21 protein-coding genes and 3 pseudogenes are annotated in these 20,949 nt (G+C 68.5%); 18 read left to right on the top strand and 6 right to left on the bottom strand.

Annotation, left to right across the window (positions count from 1 at the left end; translation table 11 throughout):
• Positions 1 to 287 precede the first annotated feature (287 nt).
• The 9 genes and pseudogenes from A6A29_RS15855 to A6A29_RS15820 all read left to right on the top strand — a co-directional run bounded on the left by A6A29_RS15855 (position 288) and on the right by A6A29_RS15820 (position 8,514).
• Positions 288 to 1,088 carry a phytanoyl-CoA dioxygenase family protein gene (locus tag A6A29_RS15855; protein ID WP_073720734.1) on the top strand — a complete coding sequence of 267 codons (801 nt, stop codon included), beginning with the start codon at positions 288 to 290 and terminating at the stop codon, positions 1,086 to 1,088.
• Entirely contained in the window at positions 1,085 to 2,602 is a 1,518-nt protein-coding gene (locus tag A6A29_RS15850; RefSeq protein ID WP_073720733.1) for an AMP-binding protein, read from the top strand. The genes A6A29_RS15855 and A6A29_RS15850 overlap by 4 nt, the downstream gene beginning before the upstream one ends.
• 337 nt (positions 2,603 to 2,939) lie before the next feature.
• Positions 2,940 to 3,098 (top strand): hypothetical protein, encoded by a 159-nt coding sequence (locus A6A29_RS45820; RefSeq protein ID WP_198953085.1) that lies wholly within the window; start codon positions 2,940 to 2,942, stop codon positions 3,096 to 3,098.
• A gap of 624 nt (positions 3,099 to 3,722) precedes the next feature.
• On the top strand, positions 3,723 to 4,139 hold the full coding sequence (locus A6A29_RS15845; RefSeq protein WP_241838500.1) for a hypothetical protein: 417 nt from the start codon (positions 3,723 to 3,725) through the stop codon (positions 4,137 to 4,139).
• Between the two features lie 341 nt (positions 4,140 to 4,480).
• Positions 4,481 to 4,795, top strand: a complete 315-nt coding sequence (locus A6A29_RS15840; protein WP_073720732.1) for a phosphopantetheine-binding protein — start codon at positions 4,481 to 4,483, stop codon at positions 4,793 to 4,795.
• Entirely contained in the window at positions 4,792 to 6,042 is a 1,251-nt protein-coding gene (locus tag A6A29_RS15835) for a cytochrome P450 (RefSeq protein WP_073720731.1), read from the top strand. The genes A6A29_RS15840 and A6A29_RS15835 overlap by 4 nt, the downstream gene beginning before the upstream one ends.
• Positions 6,039 to 6,776, top strand: coding sequence for a thioesterase II family protein (locus A6A29_RS15830; RefSeq protein ID WP_073720730.1), 738 nt, complete (start codon positions 6,039 to 6,041; stop codon positions 6,774 to 6,776). The genes A6A29_RS15835 and A6A29_RS15830 overlap by 4 nt, the downstream gene beginning before the upstream one ends.
• Positions 6,777 to 7,045, top strand: a pseudogene (locus A6A29_RS45815) (transposase); the annotation flags it as partial.
• Between the two features lie 293 nt (positions 7,046 to 7,338).
• Positions 7,339 to 8,514 (top strand): annotated as a pseudogene (locus A6A29_RS15820) (IS110 family transposase).
• Positions 8,515 to 8,722: 208 nt separating this feature from the next.
• On the opposite strand, the gene A6A29_RS46565 reads toward A6A29_RS15820, so the two are convergent.
• Together A6A29_RS46565 and A6A29_RS15810 are read right to left on the bottom strand one after the other, a co-directional pair.
• On the bottom strand, positions 8,723 to 8,914 hold the full coding sequence (locus tag A6A29_RS46565) for a transposase (RefSeq protein ID WP_241838499.1): 192 nt from the start codon (positions 8,912 to 8,914) through the stop codon (positions 8,723 to 8,725).
• A gap of 195 nt (positions 8,915 to 9,109) precedes the next feature.
• Positions 9,110 to 9,964: a hypothetical protein gene (locus A6A29_RS15810; protein ID WP_158074402.1), complete on the bottom strand. Its 855-nt coding sequence runs from the start codon at positions 9,962 to 9,964 to the stop codon at positions 9,110 to 9,112.
• Positions 9,965 to 10,904: 940 nt separating this feature from the next.
• On the opposite strand from A6A29_RS15810, the gene A6A29_RS15805 reads away from it, so the two are divergent.
• The 5 genes and pseudogenes from A6A29_RS15805 (at position 10,905) to A6A29_RS48045 (ending at position 14,122) form a co-directional block, all read left to right on the top strand.
• Positions 10,905 to 11,477, top strand: a complete 573-nt coding sequence (locus tag A6A29_RS15805) for a hypothetical protein (RefSeq protein WP_073720727.1) — start codon at positions 10,905 to 10,907, stop codon at positions 11,475 to 11,477.
• Between the two features lie 386 nt (positions 11,478 to 11,863).
• On the top strand, positions 11,864 to 12,016 hold the full coding sequence (locus A6A29_RS45250) for a hypothetical protein (RefSeq protein ID WP_158074401.1): 153 nt from the start codon (positions 11,864 to 11,866) through the stop codon (positions 12,014 to 12,016).
• Positions 12,017 to 13,333: 1,317 nt separating this feature from the next.
• Positions 13,334 to 13,543, top strand: coding sequence for a transposase (locus A6A29_RS48050; protein WP_158074400.1), 210 nt, complete (start codon positions 13,334 to 13,336; stop codon positions 13,541 to 13,543).
• Between the two features lie 19 nt (positions 13,544 to 13,562).
• A pseudogene (locus tag A6A29_RS47825) lies at positions 13,563 to 13,748 on the top strand (NF041680 family putative transposase); the annotation flags it as partial.
• Between the two features lie 68 nt (positions 13,749 to 13,816).
• Entirely contained in the window at positions 13,817 to 14,122 is a 306-nt protein-coding gene (locus A6A29_RS48045) for a DUF7660 family protein (RefSeq protein WP_443333355.1), read from the top strand.
• Between the two features lie 22 nt (positions 14,123 to 14,144).
• Here the strand turns inward: A6A29_RS48045 and A6A29_RS46555 are convergent, their stop codons facing one another.
• Both A6A29_RS46555 and A6A29_RS46550 read right to left on the bottom strand, forming a co-directional pair.
• The gene (locus tag A6A29_RS46555; RefSeq protein WP_241838497.1) at positions 14,145 to 14,687 is read right to left on the bottom strand and encodes an IS110 family transposase; all 543 of its coding nucleotides are present in this window, start codon (positions 14,685 to 14,687) and stop codon (positions 14,145 to 14,147) included.
• A gap of 142 nt (positions 14,688 to 14,829) precedes the next feature.
• Complete coding sequence (locus tag A6A29_RS46550) at positions 14,830 to 15,381, bottom strand: IS110 family transposase (RefSeq protein WP_241838496.1); 552 nt, start codon at positions 15,379 to 15,381, stop codon at positions 14,830 to 14,832.
• Between the two features lie 274 nt (positions 15,382 to 15,655).
• On the opposite strand from A6A29_RS46550, the gene A6A29_RS15775 reads away from it, so the two are divergent.
• The gene (locus tag A6A29_RS15775) at positions 15,656 to 16,057 is read left to right on the top strand and encodes a VOC family protein (RefSeq protein WP_073720724.1); all 402 of its coding nucleotides are present in this window, start codon (positions 15,656 to 15,658) and stop codon (positions 16,055 to 16,057) included.
• A 432-nt stretch (positions 16,058 to 16,489) separates the two neighbouring features.
• Here the strand turns inward: A6A29_RS15775 and A6A29_RS43055 are convergent, their stop codons facing one another.
• On the bottom strand, positions 16,490 to 17,692 hold the full coding sequence (locus tag A6A29_RS43055; RefSeq protein ID WP_079182783.1) for a hypothetical protein: 1,203 nt from the start codon (positions 17,690 to 17,692) through the stop codon (positions 16,490 to 16,492).
• A gap of 685 nt (positions 17,693 to 18,377) precedes the next feature.
• Here A6A29_RS43055 and A6A29_RS15765 point away from each other — a divergent pair.
• The 3 genes from A6A29_RS15765 (at position 18,378) to A6A29_RS15755 (ending at position 20,376) form a co-directional block, all read left to right on the top strand.
• Positions 18,378 to 18,923 carry a glycosyltransferase gene (locus A6A29_RS15765; RefSeq protein ID WP_073720809.1) on the top strand — a complete coding sequence of 182 codons (546 nt, stop codon included), beginning with the start codon at positions 18,378 to 18,380 and terminating at the stop codon, positions 18,921 to 18,923.
• Entirely contained in the window at positions 18,916 to 19,719 is an 804-nt protein-coding gene (locus A6A29_RS15760) for a MerR family transcriptional regulator (RefSeq protein WP_198953084.1), read from the top strand. The genes A6A29_RS15765 and A6A29_RS15760 overlap by 8 nt, the downstream gene beginning before the upstream one ends.
• A gap of 261 nt (positions 19,720 to 19,980) precedes the next feature.
• A complete protein-coding gene (locus A6A29_RS15755) occupies positions 19,981 to 20,376 on the top strand; it encodes a hypothetical protein (protein ID WP_073720722.1) in 396 nt (131 codons plus the stop codon).
• Between the two features lie 328 nt (positions 20,377 to 20,704).
• Here the strand turns inward: A6A29_RS15755 and A6A29_RS15750 are convergent, their stop codons facing one another.
• Complete coding sequence (locus A6A29_RS15750) at positions 20,705 to 20,902, bottom strand: hypothetical protein (protein WP_073720721.1); 198 nt, start codon at positions 20,900 to 20,902, stop codon at positions 20,705 to 20,707.
• Positions 20,903 to 20,949 lie beyond the last annotated feature (47 nt).

Below are 20,949 nucleotides of genomic sequence, written 5' to 3'. Positions count from 1 at the left end.
CCACCTCATGAGTGGCGCGACCTGGTCGCGGACCAGCGGCGTATTCCGAGCGGAACGCTCGAACGGATAGCGGCCCGCGGTGTCGAGGGTGAATGGCACGCACGGCTGAGCGTGTTCAGCATCAGTACGGTGTTCGACGAATGGGGATTGAGGCTGTGACGCCATGGGGGCGCTCTGTCGCAAAGCGTCCTGGCCGGTTCTGCCCGGACAGAACTCTTTCTTTTCCGGCCAGGCATGCGTAACGATTTACATCACCCCGGAGAATCAGGCAGAGAGGTCATCGCATTATGCTCACCGAAAGTCAGACCGCGGAATACCGGTCCGAAGGATTCCTGCTCCTCGAAGACGTCTTCGATGCCGGCGATATCGCCGCTCTGCGACGTGAGGTGACCGATCTCTACGGGACCGAGCACCCTGGGCGGATCTTCGAGGAGGACGGGACCACGGTGCGGGGCATCCACGGCTGCCACACCACGGGCGCGCTGTTCTCCAGGCTGGTGCGGCTGCCCGAGCTGCTTTCCGCGGCGGAGGAGCTGCTGGACAGCAAGGTGCATGTGTTCCAGTGCAAAGTCAACGCTAAGCAGGCGCTTCGCGGAGAAGTGTGGCAATGGCACCAGGACTACAGCGTCTGGGGGCCCAAGGACGGTATGCCGGAGCCGCGGGCGGTCAATGTCGCGCTGCTGCTGGACGACGCGACCGAGCACAACGGCCCGCTGCTGGTCGTTCCTGGTTCGCATCGAAACGGCGCGATAGCCCCGTGGCGTCCCGAGCCCGAGAGTACGTCGCAGTGGGAGGCCGACCTTTCGGCGAAGCTGAAGTTCGCGCTGGACGCCGAACAGATGGCCAAGGTGACCGCGGAGTCGGAGATCCGGTCCATTGTCGGACGTGCTGGAAGCCTGCTGTTCTTCCACCCCTGCATCGCGCACGGCTCCGGTGCGAACATGTCGCCGACCGACCGGACCATGGCGTTCGTCAGCTACAACAGTGTCGACAACGAATTGCGCGAAGTGCCCAGTCCGCGTCCGGAGTTCGTCGCGTCGCGTGACCACCGGCCGCTGGAACTTGTCGACGGCGGTCTGATCGCATGAGCAACCTCGATGTCTCACTGATCCGTACGCTGGTCGACTCCATCGCCCGGCACCGGGACGCGGTCGCGGTCATCGACAACGGCGTCGCCCATACCTACGCCGAACTCGACGAAGCGTCGGCCGAAATCGCCGGCGGCCTCGCCGAACACGGCATCGGCCCCGGTGACGTCGTCGACGTGCATTCGACTCGTTCGTGGTCCCGTTGCGCGGCGGTGCTGGGTGTGTGGCGCGTCGGAGCCGGCGTGCTGTCCATCGATCCGGCCATGCCGCCCGCCTGGACCGGCAAACTGGTGAGCAGCGCCGGCTGCGCCATGATCCTGCGGGCCGAGGAGTGCGCACCGGTCGAGGCGGGTGTCGCGGAGCACACCTTCCGATCAATTCGGGGAACGCGACGGGACGAGGTCGCGACCGGACCGCTCTGCTATGTCATCCCCACCTCCGGGTCGACAGGCGAACCCAAGGCTGTCGCGGTGCCGCCGGTCGTTCTGGCGGATCTGGGTAACTGGCATGTCCAGCGGTGGAGCCATGACCGGCCCCCGAACACACTGCACATGTCGTCCATCGGGTTCGACATGGTGTACGAGGACACGGTGGCGACCTGGCTGGCCGGTGCGACCCTGATCGTGGTGAACGATCAGGACAGGCTGGATCCCTTCACGTTGGTCGACATCATTCGCGAGCACGATGTCGCCCGGCTATTCCAGCCGGTGGTCGGACTGCACGGACTGGCCACCGCCGCGTGTGTCGCGGGCGTGAGAACCCCGAGTCTGCGGGAGATCTCGGTGGCGGGTGAACAGTTGGTGATCAACGAGGAGGTGCGGAAGTTCTGTGCCGACGGTGACCTGACGCTGGTGAATCAGTACGGGCCGAGCGAGACGCATGTGGTCACTCAGTACCGGCTGACGGGCGACGTCACCGGCTGGCCCGACCGGCCGCCCATCGGCACCGCTGTCGTCGATGCGGAGCTGCTGTGCCATGTGGACGGACGGCTGCGCCCGTTCACAGCCGGCGAGACCGGAGAGCTGGTCATCGCCGGGAATTGCGTCGGGATCGGGTACGCCGGTGACGACGCGCTCACCGCGCAGAGATTCAGGGAGGTCGAACACCGGGACGGCCGCATGCGTCGCTGCTATTTCAGCGGAGACCTGGTCACGTTCGACGGCGCCGACTTCCACTTCGTCTCCAGGCTCGACGACCAGCTCAAGGTGAACGGCTACCGAGTCGAGCCAGGTGAGGTGGAGTCCGTGATCGCCCGGGTCGCCGGTGTCCGTCGAGCCGCGGTCGTCGGGGTCAAGGTTGCCGCGTCCACACAGCTGGCTGTGTACTACACCCGTGCGACCGGCGCGGAGGTCGATCGGGACGACCTGTTCCGTGCGTGTGCCTCCGGTCTGCCCCGGTTCATGGTCCCCCGGCACTTCATTGAACTGGAGGGCCTCCCGTCGACGCGGAACGGGAAGATCGACCGGGCGAAACTCCGGGAGATGTTCCAGGAGCTTTCGGTGAGCCGGGGCTGAGGCGTTGCCGCGTCCGGGCTGTCGTGATCGGCACCTGCCGACGGCTGAGGGCGTCTCTCGGCGCATCGGACGCGTTGAGGGGCGCCTTCGGCCCACACGCCGCCGGTATCCGCGGCGGCAGGGCTCCGGGCAGCCATGACCATCCGTATTGCCGTTATTTGATACCGCGGGGGCGTTTCGTTCACCCCCCGCTTTGGTGCCGGGGAACTTGGTGAATGGTTCCGTCTGTGGATTCCGGGACGGGCGCCCACCATCCTGGAACAGCGGAAGGGGAACGGCCGGACAACGCCGGACGGGACTTTTCAATCATTCCTCACTCTGAATTCTGGGAGAAGTCATGAAGTCTGCCCGCGTGTTCGTGGTCACTGTTCTCTGCGCGCTGATGATCGGCACCGTCGCCGGTACCGCTGTCGCCGAGACCGGCAGCGCCGACATCCTGGCGACGTCCTCCGCCGCGCCCGGCAACGACAGCGGTTGGGGTCTTATCCCGGCATGACATTTCGGTACGAGGGAAGAAGCCGGCCCGTGATGAGTTCCCGAGTCTGTGGTCCACCAGATCCCGGAATACAGGAATCATGCAGAGAAAGGGCGTACGACTCCGTGAGCAATAAACCACGGGAAGCTGTCCGGAAAATCAGTGACCGGGAAAGAGAAGCACTCGGACACGTGGCGCCCGGACCTCTCCGGCAGCACGACGACCGCGGCCGGGGCGTCGAAGCCGGTGCTGAACGTTTCGACCAGTCGGCTATCTGATCGAGTGCCGCGTTGTCGTCGCGAGGTCGGCCTCCCGCGCAACCGAGGGGTTTCGACCAGCGGCTACGGCGGTCCGGCGTGTGCGGGCAGATCCGTGCGGGCGTCGCGGGCGTTCTGTCTCCGGCGTGCACGGCCCTCTGACGGGGCTGCCGACGGGCGCCGGATGACGCGCGAATACGTGACTGTCGGGACCGACGTCCGAGCGGCGGAATCCTCACCGCGGCCGCGGGGCCGCTCGCAAAGCTCCTCTCTTTCTCTCAGTGTGTCCGGGCGTCGTGGCGCCCTACATGCCTTATTCATCCCGCATCGCCCGGACTTGCGGTGAGATCGGAGAACTGTGCCTGGACGGCGAGTTCTGAGCCAGCCGATGCGGTCCTTCGTCGAAGAGCTGGTTCTGTGCGTGGCGGCCAACGGTGGCCGAGGGCCCGCCCTGCTGTGGCCCGAGGATCCGGCGACCTTGCCGGCCCTGCTGGAGCTGCCCCGCCCGGCCCGTCCGGAACCGGGCGCCGATCTCTCCGTGCCGGGCGGGCCGGGCACGGAGGAACTGGCGGTCGAGCTGGGCCGCAGGCTGCAACTGCGGGTGCGCCCCTGCTTCCGCTTCCTGTCGGCGGGTTTCCCTGTCGTGGAGAGCGCGCCGAACGGTGCCGAGTCCACGGTCACGGTCCTGGGAGGAGCCTGCCGCTGCGTTCTGTCGCGTGTCGGTGAGGACCCGGCACCTGGCCCCTCGTATCTGCTCGGCAGGCGTCAACGTCGTTGCGTCGCCCTCACGTTCACGCGCACCTAACCAGCCGGTCAACGAAGCCTGTACCCGAACAGGGCCCGCCGCGGGCGTACTTGTTACCGTCCCGTCGGCGGGACAGCACCCACCGGACCCGTCGGTGTGGTGGCAGTGTGCAAGCCGCCCGGCCACGCTCAACCCCACCCGGCCGGCGGCGACGTGGCCGGTGCCGGGACCGGTGTGGGGCCCCGGCGGGAGACACTCCAGTCGGCCATCCGGCGGACGTGTCCCGCCGGCGGGACAGCGCACCAAGCCCCTGCGGCCACACAGAAAATGACGGCCCAACATATCAGGGCGCACGGGACCGAGCGGGAACTCCCGATCGGCGGAGGAAGGAAACACTGACCATGGAATCGGCGCCGCAGGTGATCCACCCGCGAGGTGGACAGGACGAGACTGCACAACGCCATGACGCGCCCTCGGGCGGCCCGGTGCCGCTGGTGGACGAAGTCGCCGCGCTGTGGAAGGAACTCCTCAACTGCCCCGAGGTCGGGGCGGAAGACGACTTCTTCGCCCTCGGCGGGAACTCGCTGACCGGCATCAAGATCATCGAACGGGTGGCGCTCGACTACGGCGTCCAGCTCTCCGTCCGCGAGTTCTACCTGGCGCAGACCCCGGCCCGCGTCGCCGGGCTGATCGAGCAGGGGAGGTCCGGCACATGAGACTGACGCCGGGCCCCGCGCGCGACATCGACCTCGACACCGTCGACCTGTTCGACCTCGACCTCTACGGCACGGGCGACCCGCACCCCGTCTGGGACGTCATGCGCGCCAAGGCACCCCTGCACCACCAGGTCCTGCCCGACGGACGCGAGTTCTGGTCGGTCACCCGCTACGAGGATGTGTGCCGCGTCCTGGGCGACCACCGCGAGTTCACCTCCGAACGCGGCACCGTGCCCACCCACCTCGGCCAGGACGACGTCGCCGCCGGTGTGCTGCTCACCTCCACCGACCCGCCCCGGCACACCGAGGTCCGCAGGCCGCTGGGCTCCAAGCTCACCGCCCGCGCGGTCAAGTCCTGGGAGGACTCCATCCGCCGGTCGGTGACCCGCTTCCTGGAGCCGGCCCTGGACGGCGAGGTGTTCGACCTGGCCGAGAAGGCCCTGCTCCTCCCGGCGATCGTCACCGGCCCGCTGCTGGGCATCCCCGAGAAGGACTGGGAAGAACTCGTCCAGCTCACCGCCATGGTGGCGGCCCCCTCCGACCCGCACTTCCAGCTCGGCAGCGAAGCCGCCACCCTGGCAATCTCCCACCACGAACTCGTCGGATACGTCACCGAGTGGGTCAAGGACCGCCGCGACTCCGGAGCCGAGGACGACAGCCTGCTCCAGCACCTGATGAGCGTGCGCCCCGGCGGGGCACCGCTGAGCGACCAGGAGATCGCCCTCGACGGCTACAGCATCCTGCTGGGCGCCAACGTGACGACCCCGCACACCGTCTCCGGCACCGTGCAGGCCCTCATCGAGCGGCCCGAACAGTTCGGCAAGGCCCAGGCCGACCCGACCCTGATCCCCAACCTGGTCGAGGAAGGGCTGCGCTGGACCTCGGCCGCCTGCAACTTCATGCGCTACGCCGCGACCGACGTCCCCGTCGCGGGCGGCGTCATCCCGGCCGGCGCGGCGGTCGTCGCGTGGATCGGCTCGGCCAACCGGGACGCCGCCCAGTTCGCCGACCCGCACACCTTCGACATCACCCGCCCCAACGCCAAGCGCCAGGTCGCCTTCGGATTCGGCCCGCACTTCTGCATCGGCGCCCCACTGGCCCGCCTGACCCTGCGCGTCTTCTTCGAGGAACTTCTTCACCGGTTCGACTCCCTCGACCTGGCCGGCGAACCGGAGCACCTGCGCTCCTACTTCATCGCCGGCATGACCCACCTGCCCATCGCCGCCCAGAAACGGCTTATCTCATGACGTCCGGACCCGCCCTCGCCTCGCCGTGGTTCGTCCGGCCCCCCGCCGCCGGTACGCCCGCCGCCCGCCTGTTCTGCTTCCCCTTCTCCGGCTCCGGCGCCTCCGCGTTCAGCGCCTGGCCCGCCACGGCCGGCGACGCCGAGATCTGCCCGGTGCAGTTCCCCGGCCGCGAGAACCGCCTCGCCCACCCCCACTACGCCAGCTACGAGAACCTCGCCGACCAACTCGTCGAAGCCCTCACCCCGCTGCTCGACACACCGTTCGCGTTCTTCGGGCACTGCTCGGGCGCCCTGCCCGCCTACGAGAGCGTGCTGAGCCTGGCCGCCGCCGGCCTGCCCACCCCCCAGCGGCTGTTCGTGTCCGGCCAGCCCGCCCCGCACGAGGCCGCCCGCGACCGGATGCTCACCCTGGGCGAGGACGAACTGCGCGCCGAACTCGCCACGTTCCTGCGCAGCCGGGGCATCGAACCCCGCCCCGACATGATCGACATGGGCATGTTCGTGCTGCTGCGCGACCACGCCGCCGCCGGCGCCTACCGGCGTACCGAACCCGCCCGGATCGACTGTCCGATCACCGTCCTGCACTGGAGCCAGGACACCGACGTGGGCCTGGCGGACCTCCAGGGCTGGCGCCGCTACGCCGACTCGGTCGAGATCCGCGTCGTCGAGGGCGGCCACTACGACTTCATGGACGCGCCCGCCCAACTCCTCAAGATGCTCGCCGCCGGTCGATGATCTGGTCTCCTCCGGCGACTGGTCCGGGAAGACGAAGGCCGGCCGGGCCCAGCGCCTGCGTCCTCGACGCCCAGAGCATCAGGACCTCAGCCCACGTCCCCGCAGCCGGCCGGGGCATCGACGCAGGCAAGAAGATCGCAGGCCGCAAAAGGCACATCGGCGTCGACCCACTCGGCCTCCTCCTGGCCGTGCTGGTCACCGCCGCCAGCGTCTCCGACAACGCCGGCGGCATCTACGTCCTCTCGAACATCGCCACGGACCACCCCCGTTATGTTCTTCGCGGTCCTGCAATGGGGCCGCTGGCCTCCGGGGCCCGGTATGGCTGCGTCCCCTCTGTCGAAGACATGACCTGGGGGGGTGTCGCCGGGCCTGTGGGGTGCCGTCGGAGACGCTGATGAGAGACCCGGCCACCGCCCGGTCCGGCGCGATGCCGGGCAGAGACGTGGGCGGCAGGTCTGCATAACGTGGATGCGCGAGCACGGTGCCGTTGCCGAAGCCGGCACGGTCAACGACCCGGAGAGGGTGCGACGTTCGACTCGAAGGCGTGGGTGTCTTCCTCGGGATGGACGTAGGCAAGACCGCTCACCACGGCCACGGGCTGACTCCGGCCTGGAAGAAGGTCTTCGACAAGCCGATGCCCAACAGCGAACCGAAACTGCGGGCCGTCCTCGACAAGCTCAAAGCCAAGTTCGGCACCGTCCTGGTGATCGTCGACCAGCCCGCGTCCATCGGCGCTCTGCCGCTGACCGTGGCCCGCGACGCGGGCTGCGAGGTCGCCTACCTGCCCGGACTCGCGATGCGACGGATCGCCGACCTCTACCCGGGCGAGGCGAAAACGGACGCGAAGGACGCGGCGGTCAACGCGGACGCGGCCCGCACCATGCCCCACACCCTGCGCTCGCTTCAGCTGACCGACGAGATCACCGCCGAGCTCACGGTGCTGACCGCTTCGACCAGGACCTCGCGGCGGAAGCCACCCGAACCTCCAACCGGATACGTGGCCTGCTCACCCAGTTCCACCCCAGCCTCGAGCGGGTCCTGGGACCGCGGCTGGACCACCGGGCTGGCACCTGGCTCCTCGAGCGATACGGATCCCCGGCCGCTCTGCGGAAGGCCGGCCGCCGCAGACTCGTCGAGGTGATCCGTCCCAAGGCCCGCGCATGGCCGCCCGGCTGATCGACGACGTCTTCGACGCCCTGGACGAGCAGACCGTCGTGGTCCCGGGAACGGGCACCCTCGACATCGTGATCCCGTCCCTGGCCCCCTCGCTCGCAGCGGTCCACGACCAGCGCCGGGCCCTGGAGGCCCGGATCAGTGGCCTGCTGGAGGCCCACCCTCTTCATTCGGTCCTGACCTCGATGCCGGGAGTCGGCGTCAGGACCGCCGCCGTCCTGCTGGTCACCGCCGGCGACGGCACCGGCTTCCCCAGCGCCGCCCACCTCGCCTCCTACGCCGGCCTCGCCCCCACACCAGGTCCTCGGGAACCTCGATCCACGGCGAACACGCACCACGCGGCGGAAACCGGCAGCTCAAACGCGCCATGTTCCTCTCCGCCTTCGCCTGCATGAACGCCGACCCGGCCTCCCGCACCTACTACGACCGGCAAAGAGCCCGCGGCAAAACCCACACCCAAGCCCTCCTCCGGCTCGCCCGCCAACGCATCAGCGTCCTCTTCGCGATGCTCCGCGACGGCACCTTCTACGAATCCAGAACCCCCACCGTCACCCTCGCCGCATAACCGTCCCAAACAGATACACACCAGGCACCACGTCCGATCGCCTCCAGCAGTGTGCCGCTGGGCGACGGGCTGCGCAGGCAGTCGCGGTGGGTGGCGACGCAGGTCTCCACGGCCCGGCCGAGGCCCTGCTACAGATGGAACCGGTCAGCGACCTGCAGGGCATCGGGGGCACCGCGGCGGCACCTTCGGCGTAGGCGCCGGCCCGGTCTCAGCAGATGATCTCCACGCCGGGGTGACGGATCAGCCACGCGGCCAGCGGCCCGGCTTCACGCGTCGGGAGCACTTCGACCACGCGATGGGCTTCCACGCAGGTCAAGACGGTGGAGTAGGTCTGCCCGCGGCGGATCGCGAAGTCGTCCACGCCCAGCACACGCGGCGTGCTGAACTGCGGATCCGGCAACGCCGCGGGAGGCACCTGCCGCGGCCGGGATGTCGTTGTAGAGGAGAGCGGAGGCACCGCTGGCACCCGGCAACGGAACGGTACCGGCTGCCGCCTGCGTACGTAGCCAGCGCCTTTCCCCGAGCGCCGGACGGGCGGCCGACGGCGTCTCGCCGGCCACCGCCCAGCTGCTCTTCGCCATCGACAGAGCCAGCGTCAGATGTGCGTGTTCGTGGCCCACACCTGCTTCCCACCGGCCATGATGACGACGTTGCCGTCGGGCCGGATAACCAGGGTGGCATTGGTGAAGCCGACGGGGTTCGACGCCCATATCGCTCGACCAGCAGCGGTGTAGACGACGAGATTGCCGTCATCCTGGAAGGCCGCCATATTGTCCTTGCCGGAGGTGCCGGCAGCCCAGAGCACCCGCTTCTCCTTCCGGTCGAAAAGCACGAGGTTGCCGTCGGCCTGCATGCCCAGCTGCAGCCGGCCGGACTTCCAGGACGTGGCGGCGTGCAGCTTCGCGACCGGCTCGATGACGACGGGCGCCGGGGCCGTCGTAGGGGCCTCGTCCGCGGCGTCTTCCGGGAGCTCGGCCTGGGCGGTCGTCTGCCCCGTCGGTGAGGTGTGCCTCGTGGTCCCCGTGCTGGGGACCTCGGAGGGCACCGGGCTCTTGTCCTTGCCGACGTGCTTCTCGGGCGTCGCCGACGTGGATTCCGGCCCTCTCGGCACGCCGGGGCTCGACGCGGCCGGTTTCGCCCCTGCCTGCGCCGTCCCGGAGTCCTGGCCACGCACCAGTTGGACGACGACGAAGGCCAACGCGACGGTCAATACGGTGATCGTGGTGATAAGCGGCCATCTGGGCGTCATGAATGTCCTCAGGAGGTGCGGCATAAATGTGTCACTGGTGATCACGTGTCCGATCCGGAAGCGGTTCGGTCTGCACGTAAGTTGTGACAGGCACGCCGCGGCGCCGGGCCCGCGCCGTTCGCCCAGTTCACCGAGAACCCCAAGCAGCGAAGCCAGCAGACCGGCGCGTCCTTGGTCGCGGAGGTTGCGGTAGCCAGCCACTTCAGATTGACCTCAGAAGCCTTCTCCAGCGGCTGCAGACGCGGGCAGACAAAACCGCCGCGCACACGCCTCCGCTCCGTGGCGGCCGGCGAGAGGGGGTCACCTGGATGAGTGGATCTCCCGCGCCCCGCCGACGGAAGCCTCACGTTGAGCGTGTGCAAGCTCTGCTGACTTCCTGTCGGAGGTGGAAACCTGAGGATTCTCAGAAGCCGTTGTCTTATCAGATGTGATTCGCAGGTTTCCGCTGGTCAGGCATAGTTTCCGCACGGTTGAGGGAAGGGTGGGGCGTTCTGTTCGTCCTGGATGGCGTGGAGGTGGCCGGTGGCTTCGGTGATGGGTTTGCTGGAGGGCGGGAGACGGTGGCCCGGGTGCGGGTGCGGGTGGGGGGAACTCCGGGTGGAAGCGGACCGGGTTCTGGCCGAGCTGGGTATGGCGGAGATGGTGCTGGAGGGTCGGGTGATCGCGCGTGCGGAACTGGCTGAGGCTCTGGCAGCTCCCGTGGTGATCGAGGGCGTGTTCGCGCCTGGCCCGCAGGACACACAAACGGTGTCGGCGCCGGTGGTGAAGGTCCCGGTCCCGAGCGCCCCAGCTGTGAACCCGCAGCTCGGTACTGATGGGGCCATCCCTTCGGAGGAGCTACGCCCGGCTCTGTCGGACATGCCGCCGATTTGCGATCTGGATCGCGTCGGGAGCTGCGGCGGAGGCGGCCGAAGCGGAGGCGCCGGCACGGTCGCGGCAGATCGTCTCGCTGCCGTACCGTCCGGCGAGCGGCGGACGAAGGTATCGCTTTCCGGACGGCGATCCTTCGTCGTGTCCGTGAATGGTCACAGGAACGTCGTGGATCAAGGACATCCCGTTCTCGGTGTACGACGTGGTGCATGGTGCATGAACAAGCAGTTCACAGACGTCAGCTGTTCCAACTCTTCGAAGGACCGCCCTCATGGCCTCCCTGCGTACTCGTTCCGTTCTGCTCGCCGCCGCCCTCGTCACTGGAACCGCTTTGCTGACGGCCTGCCAGAGCGACACGGGCGACAAGGCATCCTCGGCCGCAACGGCCACCGCCTCTTCGACGGAGACGGCTGCCGGGGCTGAGGACTCATCGGGTGCGGACAGCAACGCCGACGCGTCGGCCCCCTCCGGCACGAAGGCGCCGGCCGCGGGGAGCGATGCCGGCGGTACTGGCAAGCCCGGTTCGGTATCCACGCCCGGGAGTGTCGGCGACGGGGCCGGCGAGGGTAAGGGGGGCAAGGGCGTGAGCGGTACGTGGTTCGGGAATGTGTCGTACCTGGCGCCCGGCAAGTACACGGTCAGCGGCCAGAAGGGTGAGGAGCAGGCATTCTTCACGTCCGATGGCACGGAGATCTGGGGCGCGGGTGACATCTGCGGCGACGAGAACGACCAGTCCGCCACCAAGTGCACCGAGCAGGAGCTGGAAGCCGCCGCGCGGAAGGGCGTCTCCGCCGAGGTGAAGATCAGCAACGGCATCGCCACCCGCATCACCGACGACCACTGACCCTTCAGCTACCTGGGGCGGCACGAAGCTCCGCTGGGACCTGGTCATGGACGACGCCGAGCGGCAGGCGCTGCTGGGTCTCGCGGAGGACTGCCCGACCACCACCGTCGTCTACGAGCGCGTCGCGTAGTGCGAGGCCATCACCGCCGAGAACGATGTGTACGACACCGAACCTGACGATATGTTCGCCCGCGAATCAGGCTGGTGGCCCCGGTCGGATAACACCTCCCTTTCAGTGCCTCACCGATTCTCAGTAGGGCACTGAAGCTTTGTCAGCGACCCAGAGACCTTTCCTCACCCACCCGGTGAGAAATTCTTCCAGTCACCACAGTTGTGGAGACCTCCGACCCGGCGGGCTGCACCCCAACGCATCCGGCTATCGGAAGATGACCGACGCCTTCAGCCGTGAGACCGAGTGGGCCATCGGCGTCGGGTGGGTCAACAACCGCGACGGTGGCGGCGGCGAGTGCAGTGACGAGCCGGGACGCTGGATCCCGCGGGGGGAGATCGCCCCCGGCTTCGGCGGCCCGCCGGGGTAGCGGGTCGAGTTCGCCGACATCAACGGCGACGGCCGCGACGACTACCTCGTACTCGGTCCCCTGGGCGAACTGCACGCCTGGATCAATGCCGATGGCGACGCCGACGGCAAGCCGGGCTGGGGCGAGCGCGCAAGATCGCCTCCGGCGCGGGAGCCAAGGGCACTCGCAGCTCGCCGCTTTCAGTTGCGACCGCCGCGCCGACTACCTCGTGGTCGACCGGTTCAACGCGGTCCGCGCCTGGATCAACGCGGGCGGCGACACATCTGACGGGCCGGCGTGGATCGACCGTGGCCAGGTGGCCTCCGGCACCGTGCCCGGGAGCGTCGCTCCGGTGGCTTCGCCGATATGGACGGGGACGGCCGGGACGACTACCTCCTGCTCCACCAGGACGGATCCGTCGACGCCTGGATCAACAACGGTGGCGACCCGGCCTAACGGTCATATCGGTGCAACCCGTTCAGACCTGTATCTTGTTCGTCGCGTCGCCTGGGCAGCTCACCGTCCGGGCGGACCGGCGCCCGTCGGGTATCCGCCGCTTCGGCCCGCCCCGGGCCATTGCGAGGCCGACGGCACGGCGCCCCAGGGCGACGGTGAGGACGACGCGTGCGACAACTGGTCTCGCCTGTCCCGGCTGTGCGACCGGCTCACCAGGGCCAACTCGGCCAGGGACAGGCTGTATGAACGAGCCCTGCCGTCACCCACCGAGATCCGGATCAAGGTCGAAGCTGCTGAGCGGATGGTGGCCCGGGCGGAGAAGCGTCTGGCCGCTGAGACCAAGGATCACCGGGAGAAGCTGAAGAAGTACGAGCTCCGCGCCCGGGAGGACCGGGCCGCAGGACGTCGCGGAGCGAACGGCCCGCCGCCGGTCCCGGCGGAGCACAAGACCCTCCTCGTTCGCCAGCGAAGGCGACTGGCTGGAGCGGGCCCGCACACCCCGACCGGCACCCTCCCCGGAGTCCCGTGCCTGCCTGCCTGACCGATCCCGATTCCCGGCGGGCTCCGGGTAAACGCGACGGCACCTGCAGGGATACAACATCCAGATCGTGTGCGCTCGCCGCCAGTTCATGCTGGCCATCGAAGCGCACAACAATCCCTCGGACAGAACGGCCTCCTGCCGATGGTGAAGACGACACAGCGCGACCACAAGGCCGCCGGGCTCCCCGGCGATATCCGGCCCTGGCTCGCCGACAGCGGGTACGCCTCGGCCACAGCCTTCAAAGTCCTCGCGGACCTTCCGCTACTCGTCTCGGTCACCAGCGATGCCGACCAGGCAGGTTTCCCCGCGAAACGTCAGCCGGCCCTGCCGGCCAGCAGGACATGGCGGATCGCCTCGCCACCCCAACAGGTCGGGCTCAGTACCGACAGCGAAGCGCCCTGGTCGAGCCGGGGTTCGCCCAGCTCTTCCAGCGGTCCGGGCGGCGCCTCAACTACCGCGGCCACCGTGCGGTGGACACCGAGATCAATCTCCTCGGCACGGTCCACAACCTCAACAAACTGATCAAGCACGCGCCCAGGAATCGCTCTTGACCTTCACCGGGCAGGAGCCGTGCGACAGCCTCTGCACTGCCCAGCCCGTGCACCGTAACCCTCAACACCCGGGCCAGGCAGGTCAGCCGGGTCGAAGAACCGTCATCTCGCCACCCGTCACGACGTGGGCAAAGCGACCAGGCGACCCGAGACCATCACCGAACCCAATCGCCTCAAAGGCCGCAGAGATCACATAACGAGCTGAGCGGCTCTGCCGGGGATCTTGGACTGTCGGTGACAGCTGACCGTCGTGCTGCCAGGGCTCGGGCGTTGATGCTCCTATTGCTCGTCAAGCGTTCTGAGGCACGAGGCGCAAGGTACTTTCGCTGCATGTCACTGACTCCCGACGACGAAGTCCGCAGCCGCGACGAACTGGTCTCCTTCGTTCGAGAACTGCGTCAGGACTACCTCCGCAGAGGATACGAATGGGAGAACCAGAGCCTCGACCGCTTCCTTGAGGCTCTTGCGGCATGGATGCATGACTCGCCGGGCTGGTACCAGAAACGTCGGGAAGGAACTCCCCGAAGGTGGGGACTGGACCTTCCTGGCCAGAGCGCTTCAGGCCGCCACTGTCTATGAGTGAAGTGTTCGCGTCTAACGGTCAGGCCGCATGGAGCCAGTCGCGGTAGGCGTGGGTGAGGTTGTCGTCTCGGCGGATTCCGCGTTCGAGGGTGGAGATGGTGGCGGGCCAGACACCGAAGTGACGGGCGACGGCGGTGAGGGTGATGTTCTCGGACTGCCGCAGCGGCCGCAGGTCGGCAATGGCGGGGACGGCGACCGTGGTGGTCAGGCAGCGGAAGATCTCCCGGGCGACGGCCCGTTTCAGCAGCCGGATGATCTCCTTCTTCGTGCGGCCGGCGGCGGTCTGTCGTGCCACGTAGTCGCGTGTGCGGGGGTCGCTGGACATGCGGACGAGGGCGATGCGGCAGAGGGCGGCGTTGGCTGCCCGGTCGCCTCCGCGTGAGAGACGGTGCCGGTTGGTTCTGCCGCTGGAGGCCGGAACGGGTGCGGCTCCGCAGAGGGCGGCGAAGGACGCCTCGGTCCGCATGCGTTCGGGATTGCCGCCCGCGGTGACCAGGAGCTGGGCGGCGGTGTCGGGGCCGGCTCCGTAGGCGGCTCGCAGGCCGGGGTTGTGGACGCTCACCACGTTGTCCAGGGCCTTGACCAGGGCCTGGTGCTCGGCGGTCAGTTCCTTGATGCGCCGGGCGAGACTCTTCAGTGCGGTGAGGACCGCGGTGTGGACGGCGTCCCCGGCCGGCCGCAGCCGGGCCGGGGCGTCGGTGCGGTCACTCCCTTTGAGCTGCCCGTATCGGGCGCGTGAGCTGCCCGTATCGGGCGCGGATGGCCTCGGGAGCGGTGACGAGGATGCTGCCGACCTGGTTCAGGGCGGCGGTGCGGGCCTTGACGGCGGAGCGGGCGGCGTTGTGCAGGGCGCGTATCCCGGCGACGGTGTCGTCCTTGGGGGCGCTGGAGGCCCGTCCGGACAGGGCGGCGCGGGCGGCGGCGTAGGCGTCGATGGGGTCGGACTTGCCGATGCGACGGCGTTCGGCCCGGTCGGGACGGTTGACCTCAACGACATGCTGCCCGCGCGAGACCGCAGCACGGGTGAAGCCGGCCCCGTAGGAGGAGGTGCCTTCCACACCGATCGCCCTCACGTGGCCGTGGGCGTTCAGGAAGGCCAGGGCGGCGGCGTATCCGGCGGTGGTGGTGGCGAACTCGGCGTCCGCGAGGTGGCCGCCGTTGTCGCTGATCACTGCGACGTGAATGGTGTCGGTATGGGAGTCGACCCCGCCGGACACGACCTGGTCCGCGGCGTCCTCCACAACCTCTGATGTCATGCTGATACTGCCTTCCCAGCCGAAGGTGGGCGCCGGCCGGGTGGCGCAGACAGGACATTGAGGGGGCTTCTGACCAAGCTCCTATCAGGTCATGTTCCGCCCGGCCGGAGCCATGAGAACAGGTCCCGGCGGCCGGACAGAACAACTTGAGGACAGCCCAGCAGGGCGTCAGTCAGTGCCCGAGCCACGGCCACCGGAACCTGAGTATCAGCATCAATGTCAGTGCCCGTTGCTACGTTCAAGCCGTTCGGCTCACTCACGCCAAGGAGCTCAGATGGGATCGCAACTCAACCCGTGCCTCGCCTTCAACGGGAACGCACGGCAGGCGATCGAGTTCTATCAGGACGTCCTCGGTGGCCAGTTGGATATGGGCACCTACGCCGAATACGGCTCGCTGGACGTGCCCCACCCCGACAAGATCATGCACGCCACGCTCCGCACCCCGGACGGCTACACGCTGATGGCATGGGACGTTCGGGAAGGGATGCCCCACACCCCAGGCAACAACGTCGCGGTCGTCCTCGGCGGCGACGACGCCAAACTCCGCGACTACTTCGAAAGGCTGTCCGTCGGCGGCATCGTGACGCTCCCTCTGGAGAAACAGTCATGGGGCGACGAGGCCGGCTCGCTCGTTGACCAGTTCGGGATCACCTGGATGGTCAACATCACCCAGTAGCCCAGATAGACCACGGGGCAGCACCAACGTCCGGCTCCGGGGTTAACGGACAAGGGGAGGGCTTCCGGATGGTGTTTTGGTGCGGAAGTGCCTGGTAAGCGCGGCACGGGGCACTTCCGGGTGGTGTCCGGGGTGTCGGGCCGTTCAGGGGGCGGTGACGGTCATGTGGCAGGTGCACAAGCCGGGGGGCCGACTGTGCGGTGACGCGGACGTCGAAGTCTCCGGGGCGGGGGCCGGCGGTCAGGGGAAGGGGGGTGACCTCCTCCCCGGATCGTCGTCGACACCGCCTTCCTCGACGCCAAGCCGCATTCTGCGAAGGGCTGATCACACGCGGAAGGCATCCCGTGCAGCCTGCCCCCGCACCAAAAGCGGTTGAGTAAACACGGAGGGCGGCGGGCCCGCAGCCCTCCGCTGTCAGGCTTCTGGTGCGGGTCAGGACGGGGGAGGGGTATTGCTGTCGCCGCTGTGGTGGGCGCGGGGCGTGCGGTCGTCCAGGGTGATGGTGACGAGCTGGCCGTCATCGGGAGAGAGCGAGGCGAGGCTGTCGCTGATGCGCTGGTAGACGGTGCCGGCGAGTTCCCGGTCGCCGTCACCTTCGGCGGCGGTGCGGCGGAGGACGGCCAGGCTGATGAGGACGGCGATGAGGGACCGGCCCGAGATATCGGCCGCGATCCGGTTCTCGCCCTCATCGGCGATGTGCGGAGGCATCCGGAAGTGCGGGTGCCTGCCTGCCCAGCCGGACAGGAGTTCCCAGAGATCGCGGTGGCACACCAGAACGGCGGAGGAGATCCCCGCAGCCTGTGTCAGGACCGTACTGTGCTCGGGATTGGCTACAGGCCGTTCCTGCTCTTCAAGCTCTTGCTCCTGCGGGGCGAGGCCTGCGACTTCGACCCGCAGGGCAGTAATCTGCTCGCCCAGTTCCGCCACAGCATGGGGCGTCTCGTCAGCATCCGTACGGGGCAGGGCGGCGATCAGCGGAGCGAGCTCCTGCGCCAGCACCTCGCGTACGGTTTCGGCCATCTGGGCCCGCGTCAGGGGAGCCTCCCTTCCGGCCCCGGCCCCGGCCCCGGCCCCGGTCTCGCTCTCGGCCCCGGCTTCAGGCGCGACGGACGAGCCGTCCACCGGAACAGATTCGTCTGAGTCCGGGAGGGCGTCAACGGTGGCGCTGTCCGTGCGCTGTTCCGGGACCGCGTTCCGCAGGGGCGTTTGGGCGTGCAGGGTGCCGACTGCCGCTGTGTTGTGCCGGCCGTTCTCTGCGGACGCGACCGCAGGGGCGACCGGAACAGAGGCCGTAAGGGTCTGCGTCATGTCCAGGAGGGTGGCCTGCAGGCCTTCTACGAGTCGGCCCAGACGGTGCAGTTCGTCAACGGTGTCGTTGTCCCGGCCCGAGTACGGCAGGGGCAGCAGGTCCTTCACGCTCTGCACGGCTTTGGTCATCGAGGCGATTCCCTCGGCGACGCGGACGTGGCCAGCCTCATTGTTGGTCTTCACCTCGCCGAGCCCTCGCTCAAGGGTCTCGCTCAGCGCGGTCCCGGTATGCAGCATCGCCTGGTGCAGCATGGTCAGGCCGCCAGGAACGTCCTCGCGGTCCCCGTTGCCACCCGTGTAGTCCCCATCCTTCTTGCCGAAGATCACGCCACCCTCACTTTACGTAGACAGTCCGTTACGCGACTACTCTCCCGTGCCGTCACGTTCCGTACAGCGGATTCCCTCACTACCGAGAGGATTGGCCGGATCGATCTTGCAACGGCCTGATATCTCCCGGCAGTTCAGCGCCCGTCAGACCGGAATGCGAGCGGAACCAGTGCCATCCATGAAGGCGTCTTGGATACAAGCGGCACCGATCAACAGGTCGAAAGCCCAATGAGCCGCTGCCGTTTCACCGCCGCCGGTTCAGTGGCGGCGGCTGAAGAGCGGCCGCGCTCCGGCGCGTCCGGCTGTGGGGCGGGAGGGGGCCGGATTGGCTACGGTCGGGTGCGCAGCAGCTCGGGAACGCGGCTGGTCTGTCCGAGCCAGGTGGCGACGTCCTTGTCGATGTACTCCGCCAGGCGCAGGATCTCGGTGTGGGCATCGGAGAGAGTGAGCCGGCGGGTCCGGCCGCGGCGGTCGTTCTGGTCCGGGAGGGGAACACCGCCGATGAGGGGGTCGTGGTGGACGGTGCGGTTGCGCAGGGAGCGGACATGGCTGGCGGTGGTGTAGACGGTGGTCCGTTTGCCGCCGCTGTGTTGCGGGTGAGGTGGGGCAGGGAATCGACGCGGGCACGGGCTGACTCGCTGCCGGGCTTGACCCTCACGGTGCGTGAGGGTCGACGATGTGGTGCATGAGTGATTCTTTCAACGCGTTCGAGATGAGCCCGCTTACCGAGCGAGGGCCCGGGGCGGTTGCACCGGAGGTTTTTCGTGGCATCTATGCGATGCCGATGTTCGTGACGATTCCGACATCCGATCTGGCGGTGTCGACGGATTTCTGGGTGCGCGGGCTCGGCTTCATTGAGCTGTTCAGGATTCCCGGGCAGGTGGTCCATCTGCGTCGTTGGGCGTTCCAGGACGTGCTGCTTGTCCCCGCGGCGGCAGACACGCAGGTGAGCGAGGTGCCGACGTTGAGCGTGAGCTTCTCGGCCGTCATGAGCCAGATCGACGAGGTTGCCCAGGCATGCCGGGAACTCGTGGCGGGCAGCGTGACCGGTCCGCGTGAGACCCCGTGGAACACGCTCGACATCGAGGTGATCACGCCCGAGCGGGCGCGGGTCGTGTTCACCGCGGCGAAGCCCAACGATCCCGACAGTCGGGAGGTGCGCGATCTCGCAGCGGTCGGGCTCGTCGCCCCGGGAGCGGCGGAGGACGGTCACCATGGTGTCCATGGTTGATCGGGACATCGACGACGGTGTCACGGTGGGCGCGGCTGCCGGGCTCGTGGGGGTGACTGTGCGCACTCTGCATCACTGGGACGAGATCGGCTTGGCGTCGCCCTCCGTGCGCACCGCGGCGGGTTACCGCCGTTACACCGAAGGAGACCTGCAACGTCTGTGCCGGGTCGTTGCCTACCGGGAAGCCGGGCTCGGGCTGGATGCGGTGCGTGAGGTGCTCGACGACCCGACCGCTGACATCGGCGCCACCCTGCGGGACCAGCGTTCCCGGCTCGCCGAGCGGATCCATGATCTGCAAGAGCTCGACAGGCGCCTGCAACGAATGAGCCACGCGCACGAGCGTGGCATCCTCCTGAGCGACGAAGAGCAGGCGGAGACATTCGGGGCGGACTGGGACGCGCGCCGATCCGAGCGAGCCGGCGCCGTGTGGGGAGGTTCCCTCCAATGGGCGCAGTTCGCCGAGCGCTCCGCCTCCCGCACGCGGGAGCAGTGGCAGTCGCTGTCTGACGCGATGTCGACGTTGCAGCGCGATCTGGGCGACGCTCTGGACCAGGGCGTCATTCCGGGCAGCTCAGAGGCGAACAACCTCGTCGAGCGTCATCGCGATGTCTTCTCCCACTTCTTCCCACTCACGCGGCAGATGCAAGTGTGCCTGGGACGGATGTTCGAGTCCGACCCGGGTTTCTCCGCCCACTACGAAGGCATCCGGGCCGGGCTGGCCTCCTGGTTCCGGGGGATCATCGACGAGTCTGCTCGCGCCCACGGCATCGATCCGGACACGGCGGCCTGGCAGTAGGACCCGCAGGGGCCTCGGGCCGCAGCTTCCGCCAGGGCCTCGTGGAAGTCCGCCGTTGCCCGCAGGGCGGCGGGCAGAAGCCTCATTGAGCCGCCAGCCGGTAGGCAGGTGAGCAGTTGAGTAGCAGGCAGCTGCAACCGCACCTCAGCACCAGCTTCCGGGGCGAGGTCACCGTCAAAATGGGACGCCCCGAACTGCCCGGCCCCGACAACATCACCGTCACCGCCGCCGGACGCACCTGGCCCGCCCTTCCACATCAACATGGGCAACCCCCACGCCGTCGTTCTCCTCGACGACCTCGACCACGCGGGCGACCTGACCACCGCCCCCGCCCTCGCCCCGGCCGACGCCTTCCCCCACGGCGTCAGCGTCGGCTTCGCCGCCCCCACGGCCCCGGGCCGCATCGCCCTGCGCGTCCACGAACGCGGCGCCGGGGAGACCCGCGCCTGGGGGACCGGCGCCTGCGCCGCCGTACAGAACGCGGGCCCGACGGCCGCCGCCGACAGCTACCTCATCGACGCCCCCGGCGGCCGGCTCCGCGTCGCCGTGCTCCCCGACGACACCATGTACCTCACCGGCCCCGTCGCCATCGTCGCCCAGGGCGCCGTCGACCTCTCGACGCTCGGGGTCGACACCAGTGCCGCAGCAGCCGCGTGAGACGGTCGGCCCGCCCGTTCACTCCGACGCGTGCCTTCGCGCCCTGCCGGTCCGAGTGACAGGCGGCATACAGACTGCGTGACAGCCGCGCCGGACTCCGCCGGACGGTTACCACCGCGCCCTCATACCCTCAGGGTTCAGACATTGAGGGCCCCACCAACTCTTGAGTTCGAGTGATCGTCGCAACACCCCGGCTCACGGGGTGCGATGGACTTCGAGATCCGCGAGGACGTCGCGCTGCTCGGGGGTGAGGCGTTCGCGTCGGCTTTTGGTGTCACTGATGAACACTCCGAGTTTCACGACGTGTTCAGAGCCGTGGTGGTGCGGGTCAGCCCTGGCGCTCGGTCAGGATGTCGCCGGCGTTGTTCCTCAGCGTCGCTGCGAGGTCGCGCAGGCTGGCCAGCCCGGCGTACTCAGCACGCGCTGCGGAGTCGGGCACGTCGGCATTGGCTTTCTCCCACAGGCCGTCGATGGACTCGTACGACTCGACGCTCTTCTTCCACGTGTCGCGGTCCTCGCGAGCCAAAGCCCGTGGTCGAGGACGATGTCCCGGCCGGCAGCCAGCTCGTCGGA

It is taken from the genome of Streptomyces sp. TSRI0281, from assembly GCF_001905125.1.
GTDB lineage: Bacteria > Actinomycetota > Actinomycetes > Streptomycetales > Streptomycetaceae > Streptomyces.
This window is presented reverse-complemented; position numbering and strand designations above follow the sequence as displayed.

Coding starts and splice junctions, on each gene's coding strand:
- A6A29_RS15855 (WP_073720734.1), top strand. CDS start 288: ATGCTCACCGAAAGTCAGACCGCGGAATACCGGTCCGAAGGATTCCTG.
- A6A29_RS15850 (WP_073720733.1), top strand. CDS start 1,085: ATGAGCAACCTCGATGTCTCACTGATCCGTACGCTGGTCGACTCCATC.
- A6A29_RS45820 (WP_198953085.1), top strand. CDS start 2,940: ATGAAGTCTGCCCGCGTGTTCGTGGTCACTGTTCTCTGCGCGCTGATG.
- A6A29_RS15845 (WP_241838500.1), top strand. CDS start 3,723: ATGCGGTCCTTCGTCGAAGAGCTGGTTCTGTGCGTGGCGGCCAACGGT.
- A6A29_RS15840 (WP_073720732.1), top strand. CDS start 4,481: ATGGAATCGGCGCCGCAGGTGATCCACCCGCGAGGTGGACAGGACGAG.
- A6A29_RS15835 (WP_073720731.1), top strand. CDS start 4,792: ATGAGACTGACGCCGGGCCCCGCGCGCGACATCGACCTCGACACCGTC.
- A6A29_RS15830 (WP_073720730.1), top strand. CDS start 6,039: ATGACGTCCGGACCCGCCCTCGCCTCGCCGTGGTTCGTCCGGCCCCCC.
- A6A29_RS15805 (WP_073720727.1), top strand. CDS start 10,905: ATGGCCTCCCTGCGTACTCGTTCCGTTCTGCTCGCCGCCGCCCTCGTC.
- A6A29_RS45250 (WP_158074401.1), top strand. CDS start 11,864: ATGACCGACGCCTTCAGCCGTGAGACCGAGTGGGCCATCGGCGTCGGG.
- A6A29_RS48050 (WP_158074400.1), top strand. CDS start 13,334: ATGGCGGATCGCCTCGCCACCCCAACAGGTCGGGCTCAGTACCGACAG.
- A6A29_RS48045 (WP_443333355.1), top strand. CDS start 13,817: ATGCTCCTATTGCTCGTCAAGCGTTCTGAGGCACGAGGCGCAAGGTAC.
- A6A29_RS46550 (WP_241838496.1), bottom strand. CDS start 15,381: ATGACATCAGAGGTTGTGGAGGACGCCGCGGACCAGGTCGTGTCCGGC.
- A6A29_RS15775 (WP_073720724.1), top strand. CDS start 15,656: ATGGGATCGCAACTCAACCCGTGCCTCGCCTTCAACGGGAACGCACGG.
- A6A29_RS15765 (WP_073720809.1), top strand. CDS start 18,378: ATGAGTGATTCTTTCAACGCGTTCGAGATGAGCCCGCTTACCGAGCGA.
- A6A29_RS15760 (WP_198953084.1), top strand. CDS start 18,916: ATGGTTGATCGGGACATCGACGACGGTGTCACGGTGGGCGCGGCTGCC.
- A6A29_RS15755 (WP_073720722.1), top strand. CDS start 19,981: ATGGGCAACCCCCACGCCGTCGTTCTCCTCGACGACCTCGACCACGCG.